The organism is Actinoplanes sp. CA-252034, from assembly GCF_050956125.1.
In the GTDB taxonomy this organism is placed as follows: Bacteria; Actinomycetota; Actinomycetes; order Mycobacteriales; family Micromonosporaceae; genus Actinoplanes.
This window is the reverse complement of record NZ_CP191846.1, coordinates 7,444,679-7,469,336: the sequence shown is the minus strand read 5'-3', so window position 1 is coordinate 7,469,336 and position 24,658 is coordinate 7,444,679. Positions and strand designations below refer to the sequence as shown.

At 71.4% G+C, this 24,658-nt stretch carries 20 protein-coding genes; 13 read left to right on the top strand and 7 right to left on the bottom strand.

What is annotated here, in order from left to right; translation table 11 throughout:
- Nucleotides 1-27: 27 nt before the first annotated feature.
- The 6 genes from ACQPZW_RS33925 to ACQPZW_RS33900 all read left to right on the top strand — a co-directional run bounded on the left by ACQPZW_RS33925 (nt 28) and on the right by ACQPZW_RS33900 (nt 7,334).
- Nucleotides 28-1,311 carry an ABC transporter substrate-binding protein gene (locus ACQPZW_RS33925; RefSeq protein ID WP_433790094.1) on the top strand — a complete coding sequence of 428 codons (1,284 nt, stop codon included), beginning with the start codon at nt 28-30 and terminating at the stop codon, nt 1,309-1,311.
- Nucleotides 1,312-1,314: 3 nt separating this feature from the next.
- The gene (locus ACQPZW_RS33920) at nt 1,315-2,241 is read left to right on the top strand and encodes a carbohydrate ABC transporter permease (RefSeq protein ID WP_433790093.1); all 927 of its coding nucleotides are present in this window, start codon (nt 1,315-1,317) and stop codon (nt 2,239-2,241) included.
- Nucleotides 2,238-3,098: a carbohydrate ABC transporter permease gene (locus tag ACQPZW_RS33915; protein WP_433790092.1), complete on the top strand. Its 861-nt coding sequence runs from the start codon at nt 2,238-2,240 to the stop codon at nt 3,096-3,098. The genes ACQPZW_RS33920 and ACQPZW_RS33915 overlap by 4 nt, the downstream gene beginning before the upstream one ends.
- Nucleotides 3,095-4,351, top strand: coding sequence for a 6-phospho-beta-glucosidase (locus ACQPZW_RS33910; RefSeq protein ID WP_433790091.1), 1,257 nt, complete (start codon nt 3,095-3,097; stop codon nt 4,349-4,351). The genes ACQPZW_RS33915 and ACQPZW_RS33910 overlap by 4 nt, the downstream gene beginning before the upstream one ends.
- Nucleotides 4,348-5,331 (top strand): N-acetylglucosamine kinase, encoded by a 984-nt coding sequence (locus ACQPZW_RS33905; protein ID WP_433790090.1) that lies wholly within the window; start codon nt 4,348-4,350, stop codon nt 5,329-5,331. The genes ACQPZW_RS33910 and ACQPZW_RS33905 overlap by 4 nt, the downstream gene beginning before the upstream one ends.
- A gap of 140 nt (nt 5,332-5,471) precedes the next feature.
- Entirely contained in the window at nt 5,472-7,334 is a 1,863-nt protein-coding gene (locus ACQPZW_RS33900) for a ricin-type beta-trefoil lectin domain protein (protein WP_433790089.1), read from the top strand.
- Nucleotides 7,335-7,356: 22 nt separating this feature from the next.
- On the opposite strand, the gene ACQPZW_RS33895 is transcribed toward ACQPZW_RS33900, so the two are convergent.
- A complete protein-coding gene (locus ACQPZW_RS33895; protein WP_433790088.1) occupies nt 7,357-8,331 on the bottom strand; it encodes a DUF5937 family protein in 975 nt (324 codons plus the stop codon).
- A 61-nt stretch (nt 8,332-8,392) separates the two neighbouring features.
- On the opposite strand from ACQPZW_RS33895, the gene ACQPZW_RS33890 reads away from it, so the two are divergent.
- Together ACQPZW_RS33890 and ACQPZW_RS33885 are read left to right on the top strand one after the other, a co-directional pair.
- Nucleotides 8,393-9,028 (top strand): MFS transporter, encoded by a 636-nt coding sequence (locus ACQPZW_RS33890; protein ID WP_433790087.1) that lies wholly within the window; start codon nt 8,393-8,395, stop codon nt 9,026-9,028.
- Nucleotides 9,025-9,576, top strand: a complete 552-nt coding sequence (locus tag ACQPZW_RS33885) for a hypothetical protein (RefSeq protein WP_433790086.1) — start codon at nt 9,025-9,027, stop codon at nt 9,574-9,576. The genes ACQPZW_RS33890 and ACQPZW_RS33885 overlap by 4 nt, the downstream gene beginning before the upstream one ends.
- Before the next feature lie 110 nt (nt 9,577-9,686).
- On the opposite strand, the gene ACQPZW_RS33880 is transcribed toward ACQPZW_RS33885, so the two are convergent.
- Nucleotides 9,687-10,625 carry an NADP-dependent oxidoreductase gene (locus ACQPZW_RS33880; RefSeq protein WP_433790085.1) on the bottom strand — a complete coding sequence of 313 codons (939 nt, stop codon included), beginning with the start codon at nt 10,623-10,625 and terminating at the stop codon, nt 9,687-9,689.
- A 71-nt stretch (nt 10,626-10,696) separates the two neighbouring features.
- Here ACQPZW_RS33880 and ACQPZW_RS33875 point away from each other — a divergent pair, with 71 nt between their 5' ends.
- On the top strand, nt 10,697-11,668 hold the full coding sequence (locus ACQPZW_RS33875; RefSeq protein ID WP_433790084.1) for a GlxA family transcriptional regulator: 972 nt from the start codon (nt 10,697-10,699) through the stop codon (nt 11,666-11,668).
- 26 nt (nt 11,669-11,694) lie between these two features.
- On the opposite strand, the gene ACQPZW_RS33870 is transcribed toward ACQPZW_RS33875, so the two are convergent.
- The 4 genes from ACQPZW_RS33870 to ACQPZW_RS33855 all read right to left on the bottom strand — a co-directional run bounded on the left by ACQPZW_RS33870 (nt 11,695) and on the right by ACQPZW_RS33855 (nt 16,833).
- On the bottom strand, nt 11,695-12,315 hold the full coding sequence (locus tag ACQPZW_RS33870) for a hypothetical protein (RefSeq protein WP_433790083.1): 621 nt from the start codon (nt 12,313-12,315) through the stop codon (nt 11,695-11,697).
- 56 nt (nt 12,316-12,371) lie between these two features.
- Nucleotides 12,372-13,949 (bottom strand): methyl-accepting chemotaxis protein, encoded by a 1,578-nt coding sequence (locus tag ACQPZW_RS33865; protein WP_433790082.1) that lies wholly within the window; start codon nt 13,947-13,949, stop codon nt 12,372-12,374.
- 29 nt (nt 13,950-13,978) lie between these two features.
- Nucleotides 13,979-15,070, bottom strand: coding sequence for a multiple monosaccharide ABC transporter substrate-binding protein (gene chvE, locus ACQPZW_RS33860; protein WP_433790081.1), 1,092 nt, complete (start codon nt 15,068-15,070; stop codon nt 13,979-13,981).
- A 74-nt stretch (nt 15,071-15,144) separates the two neighbouring features.
- The gene (locus ACQPZW_RS33855; protein ID WP_433790080.1) at nt 15,145-16,833 is read right to left on the bottom strand and encodes a putative bifunctional diguanylate cyclase/phosphodiesterase; all 1,689 of its coding nucleotides are present in this window, start codon (nt 16,831-16,833) and stop codon (nt 15,145-15,147) included.
- Nucleotides 16,834-16,973: 140 nt separating this feature from the next.
- Here ACQPZW_RS33855 and ACQPZW_RS33850 point away from each other — a divergent pair, with 140 nt between their 5' ends.
- Nucleotides 16,974-19,580, top strand: coding sequence for an EAL domain-containing protein (locus ACQPZW_RS33850; RefSeq protein ID WP_433790079.1), 2,607 nt, complete (start codon nt 16,974-16,976; stop codon nt 19,578-19,580).
- Nucleotides 19,581-19,648: 68 nt separating this feature from the next.
- A complete protein-coding gene (locus ACQPZW_RS33845; protein WP_433790078.1) occupies nt 19,649-20,905 on the top strand; it encodes a GAF domain-containing protein in 1,257 nt (418 codons plus the stop codon).
- Here the strand turns inward: ACQPZW_RS33845 and ACQPZW_RS33840 are convergent.
- Entirely contained in the window at nt 20,895-21,581 is a 687-nt protein-coding gene (locus tag ACQPZW_RS33840; RefSeq protein WP_433790077.1) for an HAD family hydrolase, read from the bottom strand. The two genes, ACQPZW_RS33845 and ACQPZW_RS33840, sit on opposite strands and share 11 nt — an antisense overlap.
- A 171-nt stretch (nt 21,582-21,752) precedes the next feature.
- Between ACQPZW_RS33840 and ACQPZW_RS33835 the strand changes: the two genes are divergently transcribed.
- Complete coding sequence (locus ACQPZW_RS33835; protein ID WP_433790076.1) at nt 21,753-22,991, top strand: ROK family transcriptional regulator; 1,239 nt, start codon at nt 21,753-21,755, stop codon at nt 22,989-22,991.
- 125 nt (nt 22,992-23,116) lie between these two features.
- A complete protein-coding gene (locus ACQPZW_RS33830; protein WP_433790075.1) occupies nt 23,117-24,640 on the top strand; it encodes a sugar ABC transporter ATP-binding protein in 1,524 nt (507 codons plus the stop codon).
- The last annotated feature ends 18 nt before the right edge of the window (nt 24,641-24,658 follow it).

Genomic DNA, 24,658 nt, shown 5'->3' with positions numbered 1-24,658 from the left:
AAGCGGATACCCCATGCCCTTTTTGTCATGACAACAGCGGTTCTGCTGACCACCGGGTGCACCCCCGCGCCCAAGGAGAACAAGATCGCCGACCCCGGGACCGCGGTGTCCGGGACCGTCGAACTGTGGCACTTCTTCACCGAGCGTGAGGCGAAGGCCATCGACGAGGTGATCAAGGACTTCTCGGACGGCCACCCGAACATCAAGGTCACCGTCAAGTCCGGACAGGACGACTCCAAGGTCACCCAGGCCATCGGCGCCGGCAACGGGCCCGACATCGGCCTGTCCTACTCCACCGACATCGTCGGCAAGTTCTGCTCCTCCGGCGCGTGGGTCGACCTCAACCCGTACATCGCCCGCGACAAGGTCGACCTGAACAAGCTCAACGCGACCACCCGGACGTACACCGAGTTCGGCGGCAAGCGCTGCGCGATGCCGTTCCTCGCCGACGCGTATGGGATGTACTACAACAAGGACCTCTTCGCCAAGGCGGGCCTGACCGCACCGCCGAAGACCCTCGACGAGCTGACCGAGTACGCCAAGAAGCTCACCGTGCGCAACCCGGACGGCTCGCTCAAGACCGTCGGGTTCCTGCCGCTCTACGACTTCTACGAGAACTCGGCCTCGCACCTCGCCCCGGCCACCGGCGCCAAGTGGCTGACCGCCGAGGGTAGGAGCGCGGTCGGCACCGACCCCGGCTGGAAGACTCTGCTGACCTGGCAGAAGAGCCTCGTCGACTGGTACGGCTACGACGACCTGACCCGGTTCAAGGCCAGTCTCGGTGACGAGTTCAGCGCCGACAACGCCTTCCAGAAGGGCCAGGTCGCGATCAACGTCGACGCCGAGTACCGCCTCGCCTTCCTCAAGGACCAGGCCCCGGACCTGAAATACGGGGTGGCGCCGCTCCCGACCAGCGACCCGTCCCGCTACGGCGGCGGCTACGTGACCGGCAACATCGTCGGCATCAGCAGGAACGCCAAGAACCCCGAGGCGGCCTGGGAGCTGATCAAGTACCTGACCGCCGACGACAAGGCGGTCATCAAGTTGGCCGGCCTGCTGAAGAACGTGCCGACCACGACCACCGCGATCGCCGACCCGGGGCTCAACGCCGACCAGGACTTCAAGGCGTTCATCGACATCTTCAACAACCCGAACTCGATGACCTCGCCGCCGTCGTCGTCCGGGCCCGCCTACCAGGAGACCTTCGGGACGTTCCTGACCGGCTACCAGTCCGGCAAGGTCGCCGACCTGAACCAGGGCCTGCTGGAGGCGGACAAGCAGATCGACAGCGTCATGTCGCTCGGCGGCTGATCGGTGACCGGAACCTCCCTGCGCCGGGGCGCGACGACGTTCACGTTCGTCGCGCCCGCGCTCCTCGGCATCGCGATCTTCTTCGTCTACCCACTGCTCTCGGCGATCTACTTCTCGTTCACCGAGTTCGACCTGCTGTCCGTACCCCAATGGGTCGGTCTGGACAATTATCGACGGATGGGCGGGGATCCCTTCCTGCTCCAGGCCATCCGCAACACACTGTGGATGGTCGTGGTCTTCGTCCCGATCCGCATCCTCGGCGCGATCGGCCTGTCGATGCTTCTGGTGCAGCTCAAGCGGGGTGCCGGGTTCTTCCGGACGATCTTCTACCTGCCCGCCCTGGTCCCGCCGGTGGCCGCCACCATCGCGTTCGTCTACCTGCTCAAGCCGGGCACCGGTCCGGTCAACCACTTCCTCGAGATGATCGGCATCGACGGCCCGCTCTGGTTCAACTCGCCGGCCTGGGCGAAACCGTCACTGGTCCTGCTCGGCCTGTGGGGCATCGGCGACCTGATGATCATCTTCCTGGCGGCGGTGCTGGGCGTCCCGGAGAGCCTCTACGAGGCCGCGTCGCTGGACGGCGCGAACGCCTGGCACAAGTTCCGGTCGATCACGCTGCCGACGATCCGCCCGGTGATCCTCTTCGCCGCGGTCACCGGCGTGATCTACACCTTGCAGTACTTCGACCAGGCGGCGGTGGCCGGCTCGATCGCCAGCGGGCAGGCCACCGTCGGCGCCGGGATCTCCCAGGCCTTCGGCTACCCGGAGGGCTCCACCTTCACTTATCCACTGTGGCTCTACACCGTCGGGTTCCGCTACAGCGCGCTCGGCTACGCCAACGCCCTCGCCATCGTCCTCTTCCTGGTCGCGCTCTCCGTCACCGTGATCCTGCTGCGCCGCGCCAAGGCCTTCTCCGGGGAGGAATCGTGACCGCCCTACCGCTCTCCGACAGGAAGGCCGGGCGACGGCAGCAGAGGCTCGCCTGGATCGCCCGGCACAGCATCGCCATCGCGCTCGCGATCATGTTCGTCACGCCGGTCGTCTACCTCGTCCTGCTGTCGTTGATGACCAGTGACCAGGCCCTCACCAGCGACTACTGGCCCAACACCTGGCATCCGGAGAACTACCTCAAGGTCTTCCAGGCCACCCCGCTGCCGCACTACCTGCTGAACACCATGCTGTACGCGGTGACCGCCACCGTCCTCACCCTCGTGTCGAGCGTGCCCGCGGCGTACGCCCTCGCGAAGTTGAGGTTCCGCGGCCGGAACCCGATGTTCCTCGTGGTGATCTGCGTGATGATGCTCCCGCCGCAGGTGGTCACAGTCCCGCTGTATCTGATGTGGGCCCGCTACGGACTGACCGGCTCGCTCGCCCCGCTGATCATCCCGGCGCTGTTCGGTGACGCGTTCTGCATCTTCCTGCTGCGGCAGTTCCTGCTGACCATTCCGAGCGAATACCTCGACGCGGCCCGGGTGGACGGCTGCGGCGAGTGGCGCACCCTGCTGCGGGTGGTGCTGCCGATGGCCCGTCCCGGTATCGCGGCCGCCGGGCTGTTCCAGTTCTTCTACTGCTGGAACGACTACTACGGCCCGCTGCTCTACACCAGTGAGAACGAGAGCTCGTGGACGCTCTCGCTGGGCCTGGCGTCGTTCCGGACCGTCCACCACGTCGACTGGAACCTCGTCACGGCCGCGACCGTACTGGCCATGGCCCCACTGATCGTCATCTTCTTCTTCGCCCAGCGCTCGTTCGTGCAGGGCATCACGCTGACAGGATTCAAAGGGTGAAAATCGCAGTCGTCGGAGGCGGATCGACCTACACGCCCGAGCTGGTCGACGGGTTCGCCCGGCTCGGCACGATGGTCTCCGAACTGGTGCTCATCGACCCGGCCGCCGACCGGCTGGAGATCGTCGGGGCGTTCGCCGCCCGGATCTTCCGGCACTACGGGCACCCGGGAAAGGTGACCTGGACGTCCGATCTGGACGCCGGGGTCACCGATGCCGACGCCGTCGTCATCCAGCTGCGGGTCGGCGGCCAGCAGGCCCGCATCACCGACGAGACGTTCCCGCTCGACTGCGGCTGTGTCGGGCAGGAGACGACCGGGGCCGGCGGGCTGGCCAAGGCGCTGCGCACGGTCCCGGTGATCCTCGACGTCGCCGACCGGGTCCGCCGGCGTGCGAAGCCGGGCGCCTGGATCGTCGACTTCACCAACCCGGTCGGCATCGTCACCCGCGCCCTGCTGGACGACGGGCACCGGGCGGTCGGCCTCTGCAACGTGGCCATCGGCTTCCAGCGGCGTTTCGCCGGTTACCTGGGTGTCGACCCTGCCGCCGTGGTGCTGGACCACGTCGGGCTCAACCACCTGACGTGGGAGCGGGCGGCGCTGGTGGACGGCGTCGACCGCCTGCCGGGGCTCATCGACTCTCATTTGTCGGAGATATCCGAAGAGGTCGACATTCCGGCTGACATCATCACCATGCTCGGTGCGGTGCCTTCATATTATCTGTCCTACTTCTATCGACACGATGCGCATGTGCGGCAATCGGTCGGCACGTCCACGCGGGGCCAACGGGTCGCCGAGATCGAGGCGACCCTGCTCGACATGTACCGCGACGTCACCCTCACCGAGAAGCCCGCACTGCTCGGCGAACGCGGCGGCGCCTTCTACTCCGAGGCCGCGGTCGGTCTCCTCGCCTCCCTCTTCGGGTTCGACGACACCGCGGTGCACTCGGTGAACGTGCGTAACAACGGCACCCTGCCGTTCCTCCCGGCCGACGCGGTCATCGAGGTCTCGGCCCGGGCGGGCCTCAACGGGCCGACGCCGCTGCCGGTCACCGCGGTCCCGCCCGATCTGGCCGCATTGATCACCCACACCTGGGGGTACGAGGAGCTGGCTCTCGACGCGGCTCGGCGCGGTGGCCGTGACCGGGTTTACCGGGCGCTGCTGGCACACCCGCTGATCGGCCAGCACGAGTACGCCGACGCGCTGGCCGACAGGCTGATCGCGGCCGGCCGTGCCCACCTCGCGTGGGCCCGGTGAACACGCTGTACCTGGCGGCTGACGGCGGCAACTCCAAGACCGACGTGGTCCTGGGCGACGCCACCGGCAAGGTGCTGGCCACGGTCCGCGGCGGCACGTCGTCCCCGCACAACATCGGCCTCGCCGGGACGATCGACGTGCTCGGCGACCTGATCGGCGAGGCCCGCGACCGGGCCGGCCTGGCCGCGGACGTGCCGGTCGAGACGGTCGCCGTCTACCTCGCCGGAGCCGACCTGCCGATCGAGGTGACCCGTCTGCACGAGGCCGTCGCCGCGCAGGGGTGGGCCCGCCGGGCGCTCGCCGACAACGACTGCTTCGCCCTGCTGCGGGCCGGGACGTCCACACCGGACGCGGTCACCGTGGTGTGCGGCGCGGGCACCAACTGTGTGGGGCGGGCGGCCGACGGGCGTACCGCCAGGTTCGTCGCCCTCGGCCCGATCTCCGGTGACTGGGGCGGCGGCCACGACCTCGCCGAGCACGCACTGCGAGAGGCGGCGCGCGGCGAGGACGGCCGCGGCCGTCCCACCGCCCTGTCCGCCGCGGTGGCCGCCCACTTCGGGCTGCCCACCGTCGAGCGGGTGAGCATCGCCCTGCACCTGGGCGACGTGCCCCGCGACCGCATCCCCGAGCTGACCACGCTGCTGTTCGAGGTGGCGGCGGCCGGTGACGAGGTGGCGTCGGCGCTGGTCGACCGGCAGGCCGCGGAGATCCTGGCCCAGCACCGGGTGGCCGCCACCCGCCTGGGCCTGCTGACCGCCCCGCACGCCGTGGTCCTGGGCGGCGGTGTCCTGCAGGCCCGCATCCCCCGCCTGCACGATGCGGTCGTCGGTGGTCTCCGGGCCCAGGCGCCGCTGGCCGACGTCACGGTCCTGTCCACCCCGCCGGTGACCGGTGCAGCTCTGCTGGCTCTCGACACCCTGGACGCGGCTCCCGACGCCGAGCCGATTCTGCGAGCCGCCCTGTCCGGCCCCGAGAAGTGACCGCGGCTGAGGTGTTTCATAGTTTTTCGTCGCTCCTTCGCCTCCGGGGCGGGCAGGGCCATTGACTCGATCCGATGGGGTCAGAAGGATTTCCGTTCAGTTTCTTTGCTATTTCGACTGAGTGGAGAGGCCTCCGCCGAATGACCCGTCCCCGTTTCGCCGGCCTGGTAGCGAGCCTGCTCGCCACCACAGGTCTCCTCATCCCGCAGGCCGCCCAGGCGGCGCCCGCCGCGAGTGTGCAGGTGTGGTTCAGCTCCGAGTCGCGTACCGCGGGCTACGAGCCCAAGAACGCCAACTGGTACACCGATCCCGCCACCGGTCTGGCCGGTACCCCCTACCAGCTCAGCCGGCAGGCCGACATCGCCACGGCCGCGGCCGGCAGCACCGCCACGATCTCGGTCGACACCAACCAGAAGTTCCAGACCGTGCTCGGCGTCGGCTCCTCACTGGAGGAGTCGACGATCTTCAACCTGGCGCGGATGAGCCCGGCCGGGCGCACGAACGCCCTGCGCACGCTCGTCGACCCGAGTGCCGGCGCGGGCTTCAACGTCGCCCGGATCACGTTCGGGACCAGCGACTTCACCTCGCACGACTTCTACACCTACGACGACGGCGCCGCCGACCCGTCGCTGTCGCGGTTCTCGATCCAGCGGGACATCGACTACAAGATCGTCTCGACGCTGCGCGAGGCGCTGGCGATCAACCCGAACCTCAAGGTCTTCGCGAGCGCGTGGTCCGCGCCGGCGTGGATGAAGAGCAGCAACTCGCTGATCACCGGCAGCCTGCTCGACCAGTACATCCCCACGCTCGCCACCTACTACCGCAAGTCCATCCAGGCGTACGCGGCGCAGGGCATCCCGATCCACGGGCTGACCCTGCAGAACGAGCCGCTGTTCGAGCCCGCCGACTACCCGGGCATGCGGGTCACCGCCGACCAGGAGCGGCGTCTCGCGATCGCGCTGCGGGCCGAGCTCACTGGCAACGGGCTGGGTGCCACCAGGATCTGGGCCTTCGACCACAACTTCAGCGAGGGCGTCGCGTACGCCCAGGGGGTCCTCACCGCCGACGCCCGATCCTCCGTCGACGGCATCGCCTTCCACGACTACGCCGGTGACCCGTCGGCGATGGCACAGGTCAAGGCGCAGTTCCCCGACAAGGACGTACTGATGACCGAGCGCTCGGTCTGGGGCACCTCGGGCGCCGACCGCATCGTGCAGTACTTCCGCAACCAGTCCACGCTCTACGAGGGCTGGGTCTCGATGCTCGACCAGAACCGCTCGCCGGAGCGCTGGAGCGGCTCGCCCGACCCGACGATGCTGGTGCAGAGCACCTCGAACCCCGACACGTTCTGGAAGACCCCCGACTTCAACATGGTCGCCCAGTTCTCGAAGTTCGTGCAGGCCGGCGCCAAACGTGTCGCCACCGGTTACGGCTCGACCGGCACGGTCACCAACGTCGCGTTCGTGAACCCGGACAACTCCCTGGTCACCGTCGTGGTCAACCAGACCGCGTCGAACCAGGCCTTCACGCTGCGCGCCGGAACCCGGCAGTTCACCGGCACGCTGCCGGCCAAGACCACCGGCACCTACGTCTGGGCGGGCGCGGGCGACGCGGGCGCCGGCCCGTCGCGCTCCGGGCAGATCACCGGCTTCGGCGGCAAGTGCGTCGACGTCGCGGGCGCGTCCGCCGCCAACGCCACCCAGGTGCAGCTCTGGACCTGCAACAACTCGTCGGCCCAGACCTGGACCGTCGGCTCGGACGGCACGATCCGCGCCCTCGGCAAGTGCCTGGACGTCAACGCCGCGTCCAGCGCCAACGGCACGAAGATCCAGATCTACGACTGCAACGGCACCGCGGCCCAGCAGTGGACCGCCGGCACCGACGGAACCCTGCGCTCGCTGGGCAAGTGCCTGGACGCCACCGGCCCGTCCTCGGCCGACGGCACGAAGCTCCAGCTCTGGGACTGCTTCGCCGGCGACAACCAGCGCTGGACCCTGCCCTGACGAAGGCCGCCGCGCGCCCGGATCACCGGTCCGGGCGCGCGGACCCGGCCAGGAGACGGTCGCCGAGGTCGGAGCGGCGGTAGAGGACCGACCGGCCATGACGGGCACTGACCAGCAGGCCGCCGGCACGGAGGGCACGTAGGTGCTGGTTGACGGCCGGGGTGGTGACGCCGAGGCGGGTGGCCAGCTCGGTGGAGGAGGCGGGGGAGTCCAGGCGGGCCAGCAGGCCGGCGCGGTGGGCGCCCAGCAGTGCGGCCAGGGCGCCCGGTGCGGGGAGCGGCTCGGGCTCCCACAGGGTGCCGCTGCCCCGGGCCAGGTAGATGATCATCGGAGGCTCGTCGGGGGAGATCGGGGCCGCCACCGCGGGTGTCCACAGCGTCGGGACCAGGGTCAGGCCGCCGAGGGTCGGCCGGGTGTAGTGGACGTCGGAGTGCAGCCGTACCTCCACGGTGTCGCCTGTCATGGTGACCCGGTCGGACAGGCTCGCGAACATCGCGGCCAGGCCGTGCTGGGTGATCTCCCGTCCCCGGTGGGTGACGTCGCCCTCCAGCAGGGCCCGCATCCGGGGCCAGTGCGCGGCGAAGCAGGCGTCCCAGTAGCCGGCCAGGGCGGCCACCATGCGGGGCAGCGCGTCCGCCTCGCGCAGCGGCGGCGGGACGTCCTCGTCGGTGCGGTAGAGCTGACGCAGATTGCGCCGGACCACGTCGGCCGGTGTGGCTGCCATCGCGGCCAGCTCGTCCTCGAGGCGGGTCAACGGGGAGCGCGGCGGCGGGGTCAGGAAGTCCGGTGTCGAGAGGCGCTCGTCGATCAGCGAGAGCAGCATCTCGGTGTCGAGGGCCTCGCGGGCCCGCTGCATGCGGCGGATCCACGGCAGGTGGACCGGGAAGCGGCCGGGATCGCGCCAGCTGCGCAGCGACAGGACCAGCTCGTTGAGCGGCGACACGGCGAACCGCACCCCGGCCAGATCGGGGCCGACCAGCCTGTAGCGCACCGGCATGAAGCAGAACGCTACATCAATCGCGCTGATAGGCCCGGCCCGGTCGACTGTTCCCGTGCCTGTGAGACGAGTACTGACCTGGGCCACCGTGGCCGCCTCGACAGCCAAGGGGGTGATGTTCAGCGTCAGCGCGCTGTTCTTCACCACCGTGGCCGGGATCAGCCCGGCGACCGTGGGAGTCGGCCTGACGATCGCCGGGGCCGGAGGAGTGGTGACAGCGTTCGCGGCCGGGCGGCTGTGTGACCGGTTCGGACCCCGGCGGGTGCTGCTGGTGGCGGCCGCGGCACAGGGCGCGGCGCTCGCGGGCTACTGCCTGACCCGCGATGCGGCCACGTTCGTGCTGGTCGCCTGCGTGGCGGTCGGTGCGGAGAGCGTCCAGCGGACGGCGCATGTCGCGCTGCTGGCTCGCGCGTTCACCGGTCCGGACCGGGTCGGGGTCCGTGCCTGGCTGCGGGTCGTGGACAACGTGTCCATCGCGGCCGGCTCCGGGCTCGCCGCGGTCGCGCTGGTGGTGGGCAGCCGGTCCGCGTACGTGACGGCGGTGCTGGTCGCGGCCGTACTCCTCCTGCTCGCTCTCGTTCCCCTGAAGGCCCTGCCCGCGCTGACCGGGGTGGCGGGGGCCGGCCGGAGGAGGGTGGCCGGTCCCCGCTGGGCGATCGCCGTTATCTCACCGCGACGGCGCTGCATGCCGTGGTGAGCATGCAGTTCCTGCTGCTCACCGTCGGGATGCCGCTGTGGGTGACCGGCCACACCTCCGCACCGGACGTCACCGTCGCGGTGCTGCTGCTGCTCAACACCGCCCTGGTCTCGTGCCTTCAGGTCTGGTCCACCCGGCTGGTCGGGGACGTGCCGTCGGCGGGCCGGGCCGTATTCCGCGGCTCGGTCCTGCTGCTGGTGGCCTGTCTCGGCTATGCGGCGGCCGGTCACCCGCGCGGCGCCTGGCTCGCCACGGCGCTGCTGGTGGTGGCGGTCGTGGCGCACAGCCTCGGCGAGATCGTCACCGAGACCGGTGGCTGGGAGCTGGCCTTCGAGTGGGCCGATCCGGCGAGCTCCGGCGCCTACCAGGGGGTCAGCCAGGCCGGTGTCGCCATCGGCCGGGCCGTCGCCCCGGTGGTGGTCACGTCGACGGCCGTCGGTCTCGGCCTGCCGGGCTGGATCCTGCTCGGCGGCGTGTTCCTGGCGGCGGGCGCCGGAACGCGCACGCTGAGCGCGGACCGGCGGCGAGCCCCGGAACCCGCCCGCTGACCGAAGCGGCGGCGGACCTCACGAACCATCCGGAGCCCGCGGGCGGCCGGGAGCCGTGCCGTGCCCGAAGACCCGGAGCCCGGTGCCCGCGTGGAGCGGCTCCGCTGCGGTCAGCTCGCGCCGGTGGTCAGGACGATCTTGCCGGTCACCCGGCCGGTCTCGCTCAGCTCGTGGGCCTTCGCCGCCTCGGCCAACGGCAGCGAAGCCTCGACGAGGACCCGCAACCGCCCGGCGTCGACCAGGCCGGCCAGCGCGAGCAGGCCGGCCCGGTCCGGCTCGACCAGCAGGAAGCCGGCGTGAACCCCGAGTCGTTCGGCCTCGGCCACGAGGTGCTGCTCGGCCGGGGAGCTCAGCGACACCAGGACGCCGCCGGGCCGGAGCACCCGCAGGCAGCGGGGGCCGTCCGCGCCGCCGATCGGGTCGATCACCACGTCCACCGGTTCGACGGCCTCGGTGAAGTCGACCGCCGTGTAGTCGATCACCTCATCCGCTCCGAGGTCGCGCAGCAGGTCGTGCTTGGCTGCCCGGGCGGTGCCGATCACGTACGCCCCCCGGGCTTTGGCGATCTGAACCGCGAGATGACCGACCCCGCCGGCCGCCGCATGGACGAGGACCCGATGGCCGGGCCGCACCCGGGCACGGTCGGTCAGCGCCTGCCACGCGGTCAGGCCGGCCAGCGGCAGGCCGGCCGCGTGCACGTGGTCCACGGCGGCGGGCTTGTGGGCGAAGTGACGGCCCGGGGCGGTCACGTGGTCGGCATAGGCGCCCGCCGGCCGCGGGAACCACGGCATGCCGAACACCTCGTCGCCGGGAGCGAACAGGGTCACGCCGACGCCGACCTCCTCGACGACGCCGGAGACGTCCCAGCCGAGGACGAACGGGGGCTGTCCGAGGAAGCCGCCGTGGGCCCGGGACTTGACGTCGACCGGGTTGAGGCCGGCGGCGTGCACCCGGACGAGGATCTCGGTCGGCCCGGGCGACGGACGGTCCGCGGTGCCCTCGTGGAGAACGTCGGGACCGCCCAGCTGATCTTGAGTGATGACGCGCATGAGGTACAGCGTCGCGGGACCGGGCGTACCGAAACAGTGGCCTGAATGACGAGATGTGCAAGGATCTGGCCATGCATCGCGTCGTCGTCTTCGCCCTGCCCGGCGTCTATCCGTTCGAGATGGGGATCCCCAAGCGGGTCTTCGGCAGCGTCGTCGACAGCGGTGGCGTGCCGCTCTACGAGGTGGTCACGGCCGGTCTCAGCGCCGGCCCGGTGCCGACCGACGCCGACTTCGCCATCACCGTCGAGCACGGTCCCGAGATCCTGGCCACGGCGGACACGGTCGTCGTGCCGGCGCTCGCCCCGCTGGCGCCGATGTTCACCGAGGGCGTCCTCAGCGAGCCGGTCCGTGCCGCGCTCGCGCACCTCCGGCCGGGCGCCCGGCTCGTGTCGATCTGCACCGGCGCCTACGTGCTGGCCGCCGCCGGGCTGCTCGACGGCCGCCCGGCCACCAACCACTGGTATTGCGCCGATCACTTCCAGCGGCTGTTCCCCACGGTGGCGGTCGACCCGACGGTGCTGTTCGTCGACGACGGCGACGTGCTCACCTCCGCCGGCGCCGCCGCCGGTGTCGACCTCTGCCTGCACATCGTGCGCCGCGACCACGGCAGCGAGGTCGCCAACGCGGTGGCCCGCCGCTGCGTGGTGCCGCCGTGGCGTGACGGTGGGCAGGCGCAGTACATCGAGCAGCCGGTTCCGGAGCGGGCCGAGACGTCGACCGCGCCGACCCGCGAGTGGGCGCTGCGGCACCTGGACGAGCCACTGAACCTGGCCGCGCTCGCCGGGCACGCCCGGATGAGCATCCGCACGTTCACCCGGCGGTTCCGGCAGGAGACCGGCGTCACCCCCGGATCGTGGCTGATCAGCCGGCGCGTCGACCTGGCCCGGCACCTGTTGGAGACCACCGACCTGCCGGTGGAGCGGGTCGCCGAGCGGGCCGGTTTCGGCACGGCCGCGTCGTTCCGGATGCATCTGCGGGCGGTCACCGGGGTCGGGCCGCACAGCTACCGGCGCACCTTCCGGCACACCCCGGTGGCGGCGTAGAGAGGTGGACCCCGATCCCGGGGTCTCTAGGCCAGATCCAGGCGGTACGAGTCGCCGCTGCGCTCGAACCCGAGCCGGCTGTAGTAGGGAGCGCGCATCCCCGGCGGGGTGATCACCGCCCGGCAGCCACGGTCGGTGAAGTAGCCGCTGCGCCGGAACACGAACTCGCCGGGGGTGACGTCCCGGTACCGCTCGATCACGTAGTCCAGGTCCACCTGCGCCACCCCGTCACCGGCGGTGTGGAACACCACCACCCCGGCGACCTCGTCGACGTTGACGATCAGGAAGGCCGCGGCGCCGGGGCGCGCGAGTGCCTCCGTACCGAAGCCGGGGTTGAATCCCCTGATGTCGGCGTCGTGGTTGCGCAGCACGTGCAGCAGGAACGCGTCATCGGTGCGGACCTCGACCACCTGGTAGACCTTGTCGTCGTGGCGGGTCGCCAGCATCCGCCACAGGTACCAGACGTTGATCACCGCGAGGACCACGTTGAGGCCCACCATCGGCCAGACGCCGACCGCCGCGTTGAAGCCGATCAGCACCAGGCAGCCGACGAGGTTGAGGGCGCGCAGGCGCAGCAGCCGGTTCTGCAGCAGTGACCAGACGAGCAGGGCCGAGCCGCCCCACCCGATGACGTCGATGAGTTCCACCCGACCAGCGTAAAGCCGGCCGGGTGGAGTCGATCATCCCGGTATGTGGAAAGGCGTTATGCCCGGAATCGCGCCACCAGGCCCTGGAGCTCCCGGGCCATCGAGCTCAGTTCGGTGATCGCCTGCTTCGACTGCGCGGCACCGGCCGTGGTGACCTCCGACGCCGACGCGAGCCCGGCCACTCCGGCCGCGATGTCACCGGCGCCGCCGGCGACCGCGCTGATGCCCCGGTTCATCTCCGCCGTCGTGGCGGTCTGCTCCTCCACCGCCGCCGCGATCGTCGCCTGGAAGTCGTTGATCTGCTCGATGACCGAGGTGATCTGGCTGATCGCCTCGACCGCGCCGGCGGTGTCCTGCTGGATGGCCGTCACCCGGCGGGTGATGTCCTCGGTGGCCCGCGCGGTCTCCTGCGCCAGGTCCTTCACCTCGCTGGCGACCACGGCGAAGCCCTTGCCGGACTCGCCGGCCCGGGCGGCCTCGATGGTCGCGTTCAGGGCCAGCAGGTTCGTCTGCTCGGCGATGCTGGTGATCGCGCCGACCACGGCGGCGATCTCGGCCGACGAGGTGCCCAGCTTGTCGATGTGCGAGCTGGTCGAGCGGGCGACGTCGACGGCCTGGCCGGCCACCTCGGCGGCCCGGGCGGTGCTCTGCGCGATCTCCCGGATCGACTCGGCCATCTCGGCCGCGCCGGCCGCGACCGCGCTGACGTTCGACGACACCGACTCGGCCGTCCCGGACACCGTGCGGGCCTGCTGCGACGAGCCGAGCGCCGCGTCGGCGATGCTGCCGGCGGTGGCGGTCATGTCGTCGGCCGCGGTGGACAGGGCCTTCGCCGAGGCCGCGGCCTGCGCGACGACCGTACGCATGTTGCCCTGCGCCTCGTCCAGAGCCCGGGCCATCTGGCCCATCTCGTCGCCGGAGGTGACGTCGGTGGTGACCGTGAGGTCGCCCTCGGCCATCGCCTTCAGGGCGGTACGGACCCGCTGCAACGGCCGGGTGATCGAGGTGACGATGATCCGGGCCAGCAGGCACAGCACGATGATCGCGGCGAGCGCCGTGGCGAGCAGGATCGTCTGCGCCTGGTCACGGCTGGCCGTCGCGTCGGCGCTGGCCTTGTCGATGGTGGCGGCGAACAGGGTGCGCTCGTTCTCCAGCACCGCGCTCGTCAGGTAGTTGTCGACGTCGATCTGCTCCCACGACAGGCGGGCCTGGCTCTGCTCGGCCACCGCGCCGGCCACGAACTGCTCGATCACCTGGCCGTAGTCGTTGTACACGGTCCGGATCCGGCCCACCGAGGCGGACAGGTCACCGGGCAGCGCGATCCCCTCCAGCTCGTCCAGCAGCTTCTCGGCCTTGGCCAGCTCGTCCTTCAGCAGGGCGTTCTGTTCCTGCGGGGTGCGGCGGGTGATCGCCTGCAGTCCATGCGTCTTGTAGTCGCTGGCCGCCCGGTCCAGTCGCAGCACCAGCGTGCTGGCGGAGTTCAGAGCGGCGAGCTCGTCGGCGGTACGGTCCGCGACCCGGTTGTTGTAGAGCGTCACGCCGACACAGGTGCCGACGGCGAGCAGACCGGACGTGACCAGGGCGGTCAGTTTCGTGCTGACCGAGGCATCGGCGAGCAGGGTGCGGTAGGACATCTCAGGGCCTCCTTCGTCTCGGCCGGGCGTCAGGAGATCTGGGCGGCGGTGTAATAGCCACCGTCGACGAGGACGCGTTCGTAGTTGGACCGGTCCACGTTCACCGGCTGCAGCAGGAAGGTCGGCACGATCTCGACCCCGTTGTGGTACTGCTCGGTGTCGTTGATCATCGGCTTCTCGTCGATGAGCAGCGCGTTGGTCATCTGCACGGCGACCTTCGCCAGCTCACGGGTGTCCTTGTAGACTGTCTCGGTCTGCTTGCCGGCGGCGATCAGCTTCACCGAGTCGAGCTCGGCGTCCTGCCCGGTGAGCACCGGCAGCTTCCGGCCCTTGGCGCCGTACCCACCGGCCTCCAGAGCGGTCAGGATGCCGCGGCTGATCCCGTCGTAGGGCGACAGGACCGCGTCCACCCGGGCCTGCCCGTAGTCGCTGCCGAGCAGCCGCGTCATCCGCTTCTGCGCCACGGCGGCATCCCACCGCATCGTGGCCACCTGCTCGAACTTCGTCTCGCCGCTGCGAACCTTCAAACGACCCGAGGAGATGTACGGCTTCAGCACGCTCATCGCCCCGTTGAAGAAGAACGTGGCGTTGTTGTCGTCCGGAGAGCCCGCGAACAGCTCCAGGTTGTACGAGCCCCCGCCGCTCTTCAGGTTCAGCGCGTCCACGATCGCGCCGGCCTGCTGCACGCCGACCTTGAAGTTGTCGAAGGTGGCGTAGAAGTCGACGTCGCCGCTGTCACGGATCAGCCGGTCGTAGGCGATCACCGGGATGTCGGCGGCTGCCGCCTTGGCCAGCACGCTCTTGAGCGCGGTGCCGTCGATGGCGCCGATGACCAGGGCGCGGACCTTGTCCTCGACCATTCCGTCGATCTGCTCGACCTGCTTCTGGATGTCGTCGTCGGCGTACTGCATGTCGGTGCGGTAGCCGAGGAGCTGGAACTGCCGCTCCATGTTCTGGCCGTCACCGATCCAGCGCTCCGACTTCTTCGTCGGCATCGCCAGCCCGACCGTGCCCCGGTCCGAGGCGGGGGCCGCCGCGGACTCGGCGCCGTCGTCACAGCCGCTCGTGGTGATCAGCACCGCCGCAACAGCCGTACATGCCACCCACCGTCGTGCCAGCACCGATTTTCTCCCTGCGATCGTGACGACGGACCGATCCGGTCCCAGCCCGAGGATCGACTGATCCCGGCGCTGTCTTAACTGTCTGCGGCCGCCAATTCGCGGACCATCAGCTCACGGACGGCGGCGGCCGGAAGCGGACGCGCGAAGTGGTAGCCCTGGGCGTGCTGGTAGCCCAGCTCGGCCAGCCGGGCGGCCTGGTCGCCGGTCTCCACACCCTCGGCGACCAGGTCCAGCCCGACCGCGTCGGCCAGCGCGATCACGGCGGCCGGCATGGTGTCGCGGCGGCCGGTGTCGGTGCCCTGGGTGAACGACCGGTCCAGTTTGAGCTGGTCGACCGGCAGCTCGTGCAGCAGCGTCAGCGTCGACTGCCCGGTGCCGAAGTCGTCCAGCGCGATCCGGATCCCCATCCGGCGTAGATCGTCCAGACGGGTCACCGCCTCACCGAGCGCGACCGCGGTGCTCTCGGTGATCTCCAGCGTCAGCCGGTGCGCCGGCACGCCGGTCTCGTCGAGGATCGCGGCGACCCGGTCCACGAAACCGGCCTCGCGCAGCTGTCGGGCGCTGACGTTGACGTTGAGCACGCCGGGCGCGCGGTCACCGTGCTCGTCGCGCCAGGCGGCCAGCTGCCGGCAGGCCTCCCGCAGCACCCAGTCACCCAGCGGCACGATCAGCCCGGTACGTTCCGCGACCGGCACGAACTCGACCGGAGGCACCACCCCCCGCTCCGGATGCGCCCACCGCACCAGCGCCTCGACCCCGCGCAGCCGGCCGGTGCCGAGCGCGACGATCGGCTGGTACTGCAGGAACAGCTGGCCGTCGGTGATCGCGTGCTGCAACTGCGCGCCCAGGCCCGCCGTGTCGGCGATCGCGACGGCCATCCCGTCGCGGTAGCTCTGCACGCCGCTGCCGCCGTCGTGCTTCGCGGCGTACATGGCGATGTCGGCGCGCCGCAGCAGGTCGGCGGCGTCCTGCCCGCTGTGGCCGTTCGCGAGCCCGATGCTCGCCCGTACCAGCAGCTCATGGCCCTCGGCGACGACCGGCTCGGCGAGGGCCTCGATCATCCGGTGCGCGGCCGCCTCGGCCGCCTCGGCGTCGATGTCCTCCAGCACCACCACGAACTCGTCACCGCCGAGGCGGGCCACCGTGTCCCCGGCGCGGATCGCGCCGTTCAGGCGGTCGGCGACCACGACCAGCAACGCGTCGCCGACACCGTGACCGAGCGTGTCGTTCACCGTCTTGAAGTCGTCCAGGTCGATCAGCGCGACACTCACCGGGGTGTCCCGGTCACCGGCGGACAGGGCGGCGCCGAGGCGCTCGGTGAACAGCGCCCGGTTGGGCAACCCGGTCAGGGTGTCGTGGGTGGCGCCGTGGTCCAGGCGGGCGGCCAGGCTCGCGTTCTCCCGGAACACCGTCCGCTGCCGGGCCACGATCAGACCGGTGAGCACCACCGCGACGCCGGCTGTCGGCAGCGCGTCGGCATGGCCCTGCGCGATCAGGAACAGCAGCAACGCGTCGACCGCGGCCAGCGCGAGGTAGGGCAGCCAGGTCGGCAGCCGCCGGAGGGCGGGCGCGGCCCGGCACACCGCGACGACGCCGAACAGCACCGCGAACACGGCCAGGGCGCTGAACCGGGCGTCCATCACCGGCCGCGCCACGAAGTGCCACGCGAACGCCGTGGTGGCCAGCAGCAGGGTCAGCCCGTCGAGGCCGAACCGTAGCGGCGGCCTAGCGTCGGTACGCCGGGCCGTGGCTTCGCCGTTCATCCGTCTCCTCATCGCTGCCGGGCAGTGGCCTACCCATCGGCAGGGTGATCCGCCACTGAAGAGGCACAAGACACCGGAAGGAGTCATCGATCGGTTACGGCCGGTTATCAGATCGGGTGTGGATCCGTAGGATGTGCGCCATGAATGTCCTGCGGACGGTGCGTCCGTCCGGTTTCGTCGTCATCGGCGCGATCGGCGCCCTGTCGGTCGTGCTGCTGCCTCTGGCCGTGGCCGGTGGGCTGCTCACCGCCGGAGTGCTCGTGCCCGCCGTCCTGATGCTGCGGTCCGGCCCACGGTTCCGTGCCCAGCTGCTCGGCGCGGGCCTGCTCCTCACCGGTCTCGCCGGTGCGGCCGGCGCGGTCCTCACGCTCGTCGAGCCCGGCGCCGGCGCCGACGGCGTCCCGCCGCCCGCCCGTCTCCACCTGGTCACCCTGGTGGTGACCGTCCTGGTGATGACACCCGGCCTGCTGCGCCCGCACCAGCACCGCGACCCGCTCGGCCGGCTGCGGGTCTGCCTCGACGTCGTCGGGGTGTCCGCCTGCCTCATCCTCCCGACCTGGGTGCTCATCTTCAGCGACGGCTACCTGCGGGGCCCCTCGGCGATCGGGGCGTTCCTCGGCGCGATCGCCACGGCCACCGCCGCGGTCGCCGGGGTGCACGCCACCCGGCACCGCGCCGCCCTGCGCTGGGCCGGCCCCGGCGTCGCTCTGACCCTGGTCTGCCTCACCGCGCAGGTGATCGCCGCCGACAACCCGGCCAACCCCAACTCGGCGCTCGCCGCGGTCGCGGCCGGGGCCGCGGTGAACGTCGCGGCCTGGGTGATGTGGTGGGGCACCGTCCGGGTCGACCCCGACGCCGGGCCACCGGTTCCGGCCGGTGGTGAGCCGGCCGCCGGATTCCCGCTCTTCGCCCTGCCGGTTCTGGGCTCGTCGGTCGCGGTCATGGCCCGGCTGCTGCACGGCGGCGACCTGGACGCCACCGCCATCGCGCTGGCGGCGATCGCCCTGCTGGCCGTGGCGGCCCGCGAGTTCGTCTCGGCCATCGCCCTGCGCCGGCACGCCGAGCTGCTCACCCACCACGGCAACCGGCTGCGCAGCCTGATGTTCGGCTCCTCCGACGTGGCGATGGTCCTGGACACCGGCCTGGCCGTCTGCTGGCAGTCCCCGGCCGCGGCCCGGCTCTTCGGCCTGTCCGATCAGGACGTGCTCGGCCGCCCGATCACCTCGCACGTCCGTCCGGAGCAGTCCGGCCCGGTCGGGGCGTTCCTGACCGAGCGGCTCCACGAGGACCGGGTCGACCTCGCCGACGCGCGCTCGGTCTCGGCCCGGTTCCGGGACGGCTTCGGCCGCTGGCGTGACACCGAGTGGACCGTCGGCGGCGCCGACCCGGCGATGCCCGGCCGCAGCCTCGTCCTGCACATCCGCGACGTCACCGACCAGCGCGAGCTCGAGGAGGCCCTGCAGCAGGCGTCACACCTCGACCCGCTGACCGGCCTGGCCACCACCCGCGGGCTGCGACGGGCCGGCCCGCCCGCGTCCGACGGAGGCGCGCTGCTGCTGCTGGAGCTCGGCGGCCTCACCGCGATCACCGACGTGCACGGGCCGGAGCGCTCGGAGACGGTCCTGGTCGAGGCGGCTCGGCGGGTGCGGACCAGGATCGGCGACACCGACGTCGCGGCCCGTGTCGGCGACGCCCGGCTCGCGGTGCTGACCCGCAACGGCGCGGTGCGGGCGCATCTGCTCGCCAACCAGCTGGTCACGGTGCTCACCGCGCCGTACGAGCTGGACGGCGCGAGCGCTCATCTGCAGGTGTGGGCCGGGCTCAGCGACCTGTGCCCGGACACCGACATCGACGAGGTGCTGCGCCGCGCCGACCTCGGCCTGCGGGTGGCCCGGTCCCAGCCGCCCGGCGGTGTCGAGTGGTACGACGAGGTGATCGAGGAGCGGCTGGTCCGCCGGTCGACACTCGAGCAGGATCTGCCGACCGCGATGGACCGCAACGAGGTGGAGCTGCTCTTCCAGCCGGTCTTCGAGCTGTCCGGCCGGCATCCCGTCGGGGTCGAGGCGGTGCTCGGCTGGCGGCATCCGGTGCTGGGGCGGCTGCCCTCCGGCGAGTTGCTGGCCCTGGCCGAGGACCTGGGTGTGCTCGGCGACCTGCGGCGGTGGGCGCTGCACCGTACGTGCCGTCAGGTCGCGGCCTGGCGGGAGCGGTACGGTCCACTCTGGTTCTCGATCGGCGTACGGCCCGGGGAGCTCGGCGACGAGCTGTTCCACTCCGGGCTCGACGAGGTCCTGGCGGCGCACCGGGTGCCACGGTCGGCGCTCGTCGTGGAGATCAGCGAGGACGACCTGCACCACGGGGCGGAGGCCGGGGAGCGGCTCGTCGATCATCTGAGGCGTCTGCGGATGAGCGATGTGCGTACCGCGGTGGGGCATTTCGGGGCCGGTCCCACCTCGCTGAGCCGGTTGCGGGTGCTCCCGGTCGACGTGCTGAAGGTCGACCGGGCCGTCTTCACCCGGCCGGAGGACGTCCCGGTCGCGGCCGGCGCGATCATGGACGTCGCCGTGATGCTGGGGCGGCGGCTCGGCCTGGACGTGATAGCCGACGGCCTGACCACCGACGACGACCTGGAGACGGTGTACGCCACCGGCTGCCGCCTGGGCCAGGGCGACCTGCTGGCCCGCCCCATGCCGGCCGAGCACGCGGAGGCCCTGATCGAGCGATCTCGCGACACGTCCCCCTCCTGACCGCACTCGAGTCGCGCCCGGCCAGGCCGTCCCTTAGGTTGAGGGACCCAGCGAGAGGCGGCAACGGCATGACAGCGGTGACGGGCGGGCGCCCGGAGGAGGACCAGCGGGCCCTGTTCGGGCAGTCGGTCGCCCTCTTCGCGTCGCTGAGCGGGCCCCGGCACCTGGTGGAGACGGCTAACCAGGCGTTCTTCGACGCCGTCGGCGGCGACCCGCGGGACCGTGGCGTCGCGCTGGCGGAGCTGTCACCCGAGCTGGCCGGCCAGGGCCTCATCGCGGTGATGGACGAGGTCTACCGCACCGGTGTGCCCTATACCGGGCGCGACGTCCGGGTCGAGCTGCGCGACGGCCCACAGGTCCGGGAGGCGTTCTTCGACGTCACGTACGAGCCGCGGCGCGACGCCGGCGGCGACGTCACCGGGATCCACCTGATCGGCGTGGAGACGACCCAGGTCAAGCACGCCCAGCAGCTGATGGCCGAACACCGTGCCCTGCTGGAGCAGATCGCCCGGCAGGCGCCCCTGTCCGACGTGCTCGACGGGATGGCCCGCAGCATCGAGAGCCTCGCGCCGCGGGAGGTGCTCGTCTCGGTCCTGCTCGCCGACGAGGACGGCCGTCACCTGCGCCACGGCGCCGCGCCGAGCCTGCCGGACTTCTACAACGAGGCCATCGACGGCATCGCCACCGGTGAGGGCGTCGGGTCGTGCGGCACCGCGGCGCACCGGCGGGAGCCGGTCATCGTGACCGACATCGGCGTCGACGACTTCTGGACCGACTTCCGTGACCTCGCCGGACGGGCCGGGCTGGCCGCCTGCTGGTCAACGCCGATCCTGGCCCGTGACGGCCGCCTGCTCGGCACCTTCGCGATGTACCACCGTGCCCCGAGCGTGCCGCTGGAGTCCGATCTCGCCCTGGCCCGGGTGTTCGCCGGCACGGCCGCGCTGGCCATCGAGCGGCACCACGACGAGCAGGCGCGACTCGCCGCCGAGGAGCGTGCGCGGGCCGCTCATGACGCGCTGGCCGAGGCGGTCCGGGCCGAGCAGCGGTTGCGGGCCGAGGCCGAGCAGCGCGCCGCCGCCGCGGCTGACCTGGCCGCGCAGGTGCGCGCGGCCGCGGCCGCGCAGGTGGCCGCCCCGCATCCGGAGCACTGTCAGCTCGGCGGCGCCGCCGGATGCGACGAGCCGGCGGAGATCAAACTGGCCGACTCGTGGGGCGACGCGGCATGGGGCTGCTCCGCCCATGTCGAGGAGGCGATCATCACCGTCCGGTCGGTGTTCATCGCCAGTGAGGAGCTCGGCGGCCTGGCCGCTTACGTCAACCGCTGAGCTCCGCGGGCAGCCGCGCCATGTCGGTGAGGATGAAGGAGGCGCCGGCGTCCAGCAGCGCCCGCGGGGTGCTGTGCGAGGGGCTGTCCGGCGGGCAGTAGCCGTACACGGTGGCGCCGGCGGCCACTCCGGCGCGAACGCCGGTCGGAGTGTCCTCGACGACCGCGGTGCGGGCCGGGTCGACGCCGAGCGCGGCCGCGGCTGCCAGGTAGACGTCGGGGGCGGGCTTGCTGCGCGGCGTCTCCATCCCGCTGAAGACCTTGCCGGCGAAGACCGTGTCCAGGCCGACCTTGGTGAGCTGCAGCTCGACCTTGTGACGGTCGGCGCCGCTGGCACAGGCCAGGTTGCCGCGGTAGAGCCGGTCGATCTCGCGGGCCGCGGCGACCGCCCCCGGGATCGGCAGCAGGTCGAGGACGAGCGCGTCGTTGCGGCGCTTGCGGAAGTCGCCGAGCCATTCGTCGGTCACGGTGAAGCCGGTGTGCGCCTCGATGACGGCGGTCTCGTCGCGCAGCGCCCGGCCCACGAACAGCCGGAAGCAGTCGGCCTCGGAGATCTGCCAGCCCAGCTCGTGCAGCATCGTCCGGAGCACGGCGTTGGTGATGGCCTCGGAGTCGACGAGGACCCCGTCGCAGTCGAAGAGCACGGCGTCGTACGGCAGGGCGGCGGGTTCCGGCATGGCGGTGACCCTAACGGGGGGCTCCCCGGACGGCCATGATCGAGCGCACACGGCCGGGCGCGTCACGAGGCTTTTGCAGAATCTGTCAAAAGTTAGATGTAGATCATGAAGAAGCTGTGGACATGGAGAGCAAAGGCTTCTACTGTGGCGCATGTAACACATCGACGAAACATGGATGTCACACCCGACGGGCTCGGGCACGCCGTGGCGTGCGGATATGAGGTCAACCGTGCGTATGACGATCGATCCCCCTACCTGCAGCTACTGCGCCTGCTGCGTAACGAGGGCGCCATCTCGCGGGCTGAGCTGGCCGATCGCCTGCAACTTCCCCGGCCGCGACTGCTCGCTGAGGTCGAGCGTCTGGTCGCCCAGGGCTACGTCGTCGAGGCCGGAATGGCCGCCTCCCGGGGCGGCCGGCGTTCCACCCTCGTCGAGCTCCACTCCCGGCTCCGGTTCGCCGCTGTCGATCTCGGGGCCAGCTCCATCGACGTGGAGGTCACCAACGGCCGTCTGGAGCCGGTCGCCGCCTACACCGAGGAGGCCGACATCCGCTCCGGCCCCAAGGTCATCCTGCACCGGGTCAACGAACTGCTCGCCAAGGCCCGCGTCGACGGCGCCTACGACCGGCTCGACGCCATCGGCATCGGCGTTCCCGGGCCGGTCAGCTTCCGCGACGGGGTGCCGGTCTCACCGCCGATCATGCCGGGCTGGGACCGGTTCGGGGTGCGGGAGCTGCTCACCCGTGAGCACGGCTGCCCGGCGGTGGTCGACAACGACGTCAACATCATGGCCGTCGGCGAGCAGCACGGCGGGGTCGCGCACAGCGTGCAGGATTTCCTGTTCGTCAAGGTCGGCACCGGCATCGGCTGCGGCATCTACCTCAACGACGAGGTCTACCGCGGCACCGACGGATGCGCCGGCGACATCGGCCACATCCAGGTCGACCCGCACGGCCCGATGTGCTCGTGCGGCAACGTCGGCTGCCTGGAGGCGCTGTTCAGCGGCACCGCGCTGGCCCGGGAGGCCCTGGTCGCGGCACGCTCGGGCGCCTCCCAGGCGCTCGCCGACCGGCTCGCCGCCAACGGCTCGCTCACCGCCCGCGACGTGGCCGAGGGCGCCGCCGAGGGTGACGTCGCCTGCATCAAGCTGATCCGCGAGGGCGGCCACCGGATCGGCTCGGTGCTGGCGTCGCTGGTCAGCTTCGTCAACCCGTCGATGATCGTGATCGGGGGAGGGCTCGCCCAGTTGGGCCACATCCTGCTCGCCGAGATCCGTAGCGCCGTCTACCGGCGGTCGCTGCCGCTGGCCACCGGCAACCTGCCGATCGTCCTCTCCGAGCTGGGCTCACGCGCCGGAGTCACCGGCGCTGCCGTCCTGGCCAGCGACGTCGCCTTCGAGCAGGCGTCATGAGCGCCCCTGGAGCGGGCACCCCCGGAGCGGACACCCCGGGAGCGGGCGTTCCCGGAGCGGGCACCCCCGGAGCGGGCGGTTCCGGCGCGGGCGGTTCTGGCGCGGGCGTTCCCAACGAGTCCGCCGTGGAGCCTGACGTGGTGCTCCGGCTCACCGACCTCGTCAAGACGTTCCCCGGCGTCCGTGCGCTGGACGGCGTGCAACTCGAGGTCCGGGCCGGTGAGGTGCACTGCCTGCTGGGGCAGAACGGCGCCGGCAAGTCCACCCTGATCAAGGTGCTCTCCGGGGTGCACCGCCCCGATTCCGGCACCATCGAATGGCTCGGCCAGCCGGTCTCCTTCAGCAACCCGCAGGCCGCCATGAAGGCCGGCATCGCCACCATCTACCAGGAGCTCGACCTGGTGGACGACCTCTCGGTTGCCGAGAACGTGTTCCTGGGCCACGAGCCGCGCCGTCTCGGTTTCGTCCGCCGCGGAGCCATGGCCGAGCGCACCCGGGGCATCCTCGGCTCGCTGGGGCACGACGAGATCCCGGCCGGCCGCATGGTGCACGCCCTGCAGGCCGCGGGGAAGCAGGTGGTCAGCATGGCCCGGGCGCTGTCGCAGGAGGCCCAGCTGCTGATCATGGACGAGCCGAGCGCGGTGCTCGCCCATGACGAGGTGGAGAACCTGTTCCGGATCATCCGGCGGCTGACGGCCCGCGGTATCGCCGTCATCTACATCTCGCACCGCCTGGAGGAGATCCGGGAGATCGGCGACCGGGTCACCGTCCTCAAGGACGGCCGCACCACGGCGGCGAACCTGTCCGCCGCGCAGACGCCGACCAGCGAGCTGGTCAGCCGGATGACCGGGCGCACCATCGAGTACGTCTTCCCGCCCCGACCCACCGAGCCGGAGTCGCGCCGGGAGTTGCTGCGCGTCCGGGACCTGAGCCGGGCCGGGGAGTTCCGTGACGTGTCGCTCAGCGTCGCCGCGGGCGAGATCGTCGGCATCGCCGGTCTGGTCGGCTCCGGTCGCTCCGAGCTGCTGGAGACGATCTACGGCGCCCGCCGCCCGGACACCGGCACCGTCGAGCTCGACGGGCGGCCCCTGCGCCCGGGCAGCGTGGGCTCCGCGGTGAAGGCGGGTATGGGCATGGCCCCGGAGGAGCGCAAGAGCCAGGCGCTGCTGCTCGGCGAGCCGATCTACCGCAACATGACCCTGGCCACCTTCACCGGCCTGGCCCGGTTCGGTTTCACCAATGCCCGCCGGGAACGCGCCGAGTCCGACCGGATCGCCGGCTCGCTGGACCTGCGCCCGCTCGACGTGCGCCGCCCGGTGGGCACGCTGTCCGGCGGCAACCAGCAGAAGGTCGTCGTCGGCCGGTGGCTGCTCGGCGACACCCGGCTGCTGCTGCTCGACGAGCCCACCCGCGGCGTCGACGTCGGCGCCCGCGCCGAGTTGTACCGGGTGATCCGCCGTCTCGCCGCCGAGGGCGTCGGCGTGCTGCTGGTCTCCAGCGAGGTGCCCGAGGTGCTCGGCCTCTCCGACCGCGTGCTGGTGATGCGCGAGGGCCGGGTCGTGCACCAGGCGCCCTCCACCGAAATCGACGAAGACACCGTCCTCGACCTCGTCATGGCGGGGTCACTCATGGAAGGAGCGCCGGCGTGACCCTCAGTGAAGGCACCG

Coding starts and splice junctions, on each gene's coding strand:
- ACQPZW_RS33865 (WP_433790082.1), bottom strand. CDS start 13,949: ATGTCCTACCGCACCCTGCTCGCCGATGCCTCGGTCAGCACGAAACTG.
- ACQPZW_RS33900 (WP_433790089.1), top strand. CDS start 5,472: ATGACCCGTCCCCGTTTCGCCGGCCTGGTAGCGAGCCTGCTCGCCACC.
- ACQPZW_RS33850 (WP_433790079.1), top strand. CDS start 16,974: ATGAATGTCCTGCGGACGGTGCGTCCGTCCGGTTTCGTCGTCATCGGC.
- ACQPZW_RS33925 (WP_433790094.1), top strand. CDS start 28: ATGACAACAGCGGTTCTGCTGACCACCGGGTGCACCCCCGCGCCCAAG.
- ACQPZW_RS33835 (WP_433790076.1), top strand. CDS start 21,753: ATGGATGTCACACCCGACGGGCTCGGGCACGCCGTGGCGTGCGGATAT.
- ACQPZW_RS33880 (WP_433790085.1), bottom strand. CDS start 10,625: ATGCGCGTCATCACTCAAGATCAGCTGGGCGGTCCCGACGTTCTCCAC.
- ACQPZW_RS33840 (WP_433790077.1), bottom strand. CDS start 21,581: ATGCCGGAACCCGCCGCCCTGCCGTACGACGCCGTGCTCTTCGACTGC.
- ACQPZW_RS33845 (WP_433790078.1), top strand. CDS start 19,649: ATGACAGCGGTGACGGGCGGGCGCCCGGAGGAGGACCAGCGGGCCCTG.
- ACQPZW_RS33895 (WP_433790088.1), bottom strand. CDS start 8,331: ATGCCGGTGCGCTACAGGCTGGTCGGCCCCGATCTGGCCGGGGTGCGG.
- ACQPZW_RS33855 (WP_433790080.1), bottom strand. CDS start 16,833: ATGAACGGCGAAGCCACGGCCCGGCGTACCGACGCTAGGCCGCCGCTA.
- ACQPZW_RS33875 (WP_433790084.1), top strand. CDS start 10,697: ATGCATCGCGTCGTCGTCTTCGCCCTGCCCGGCGTCTATCCGTTCGAG.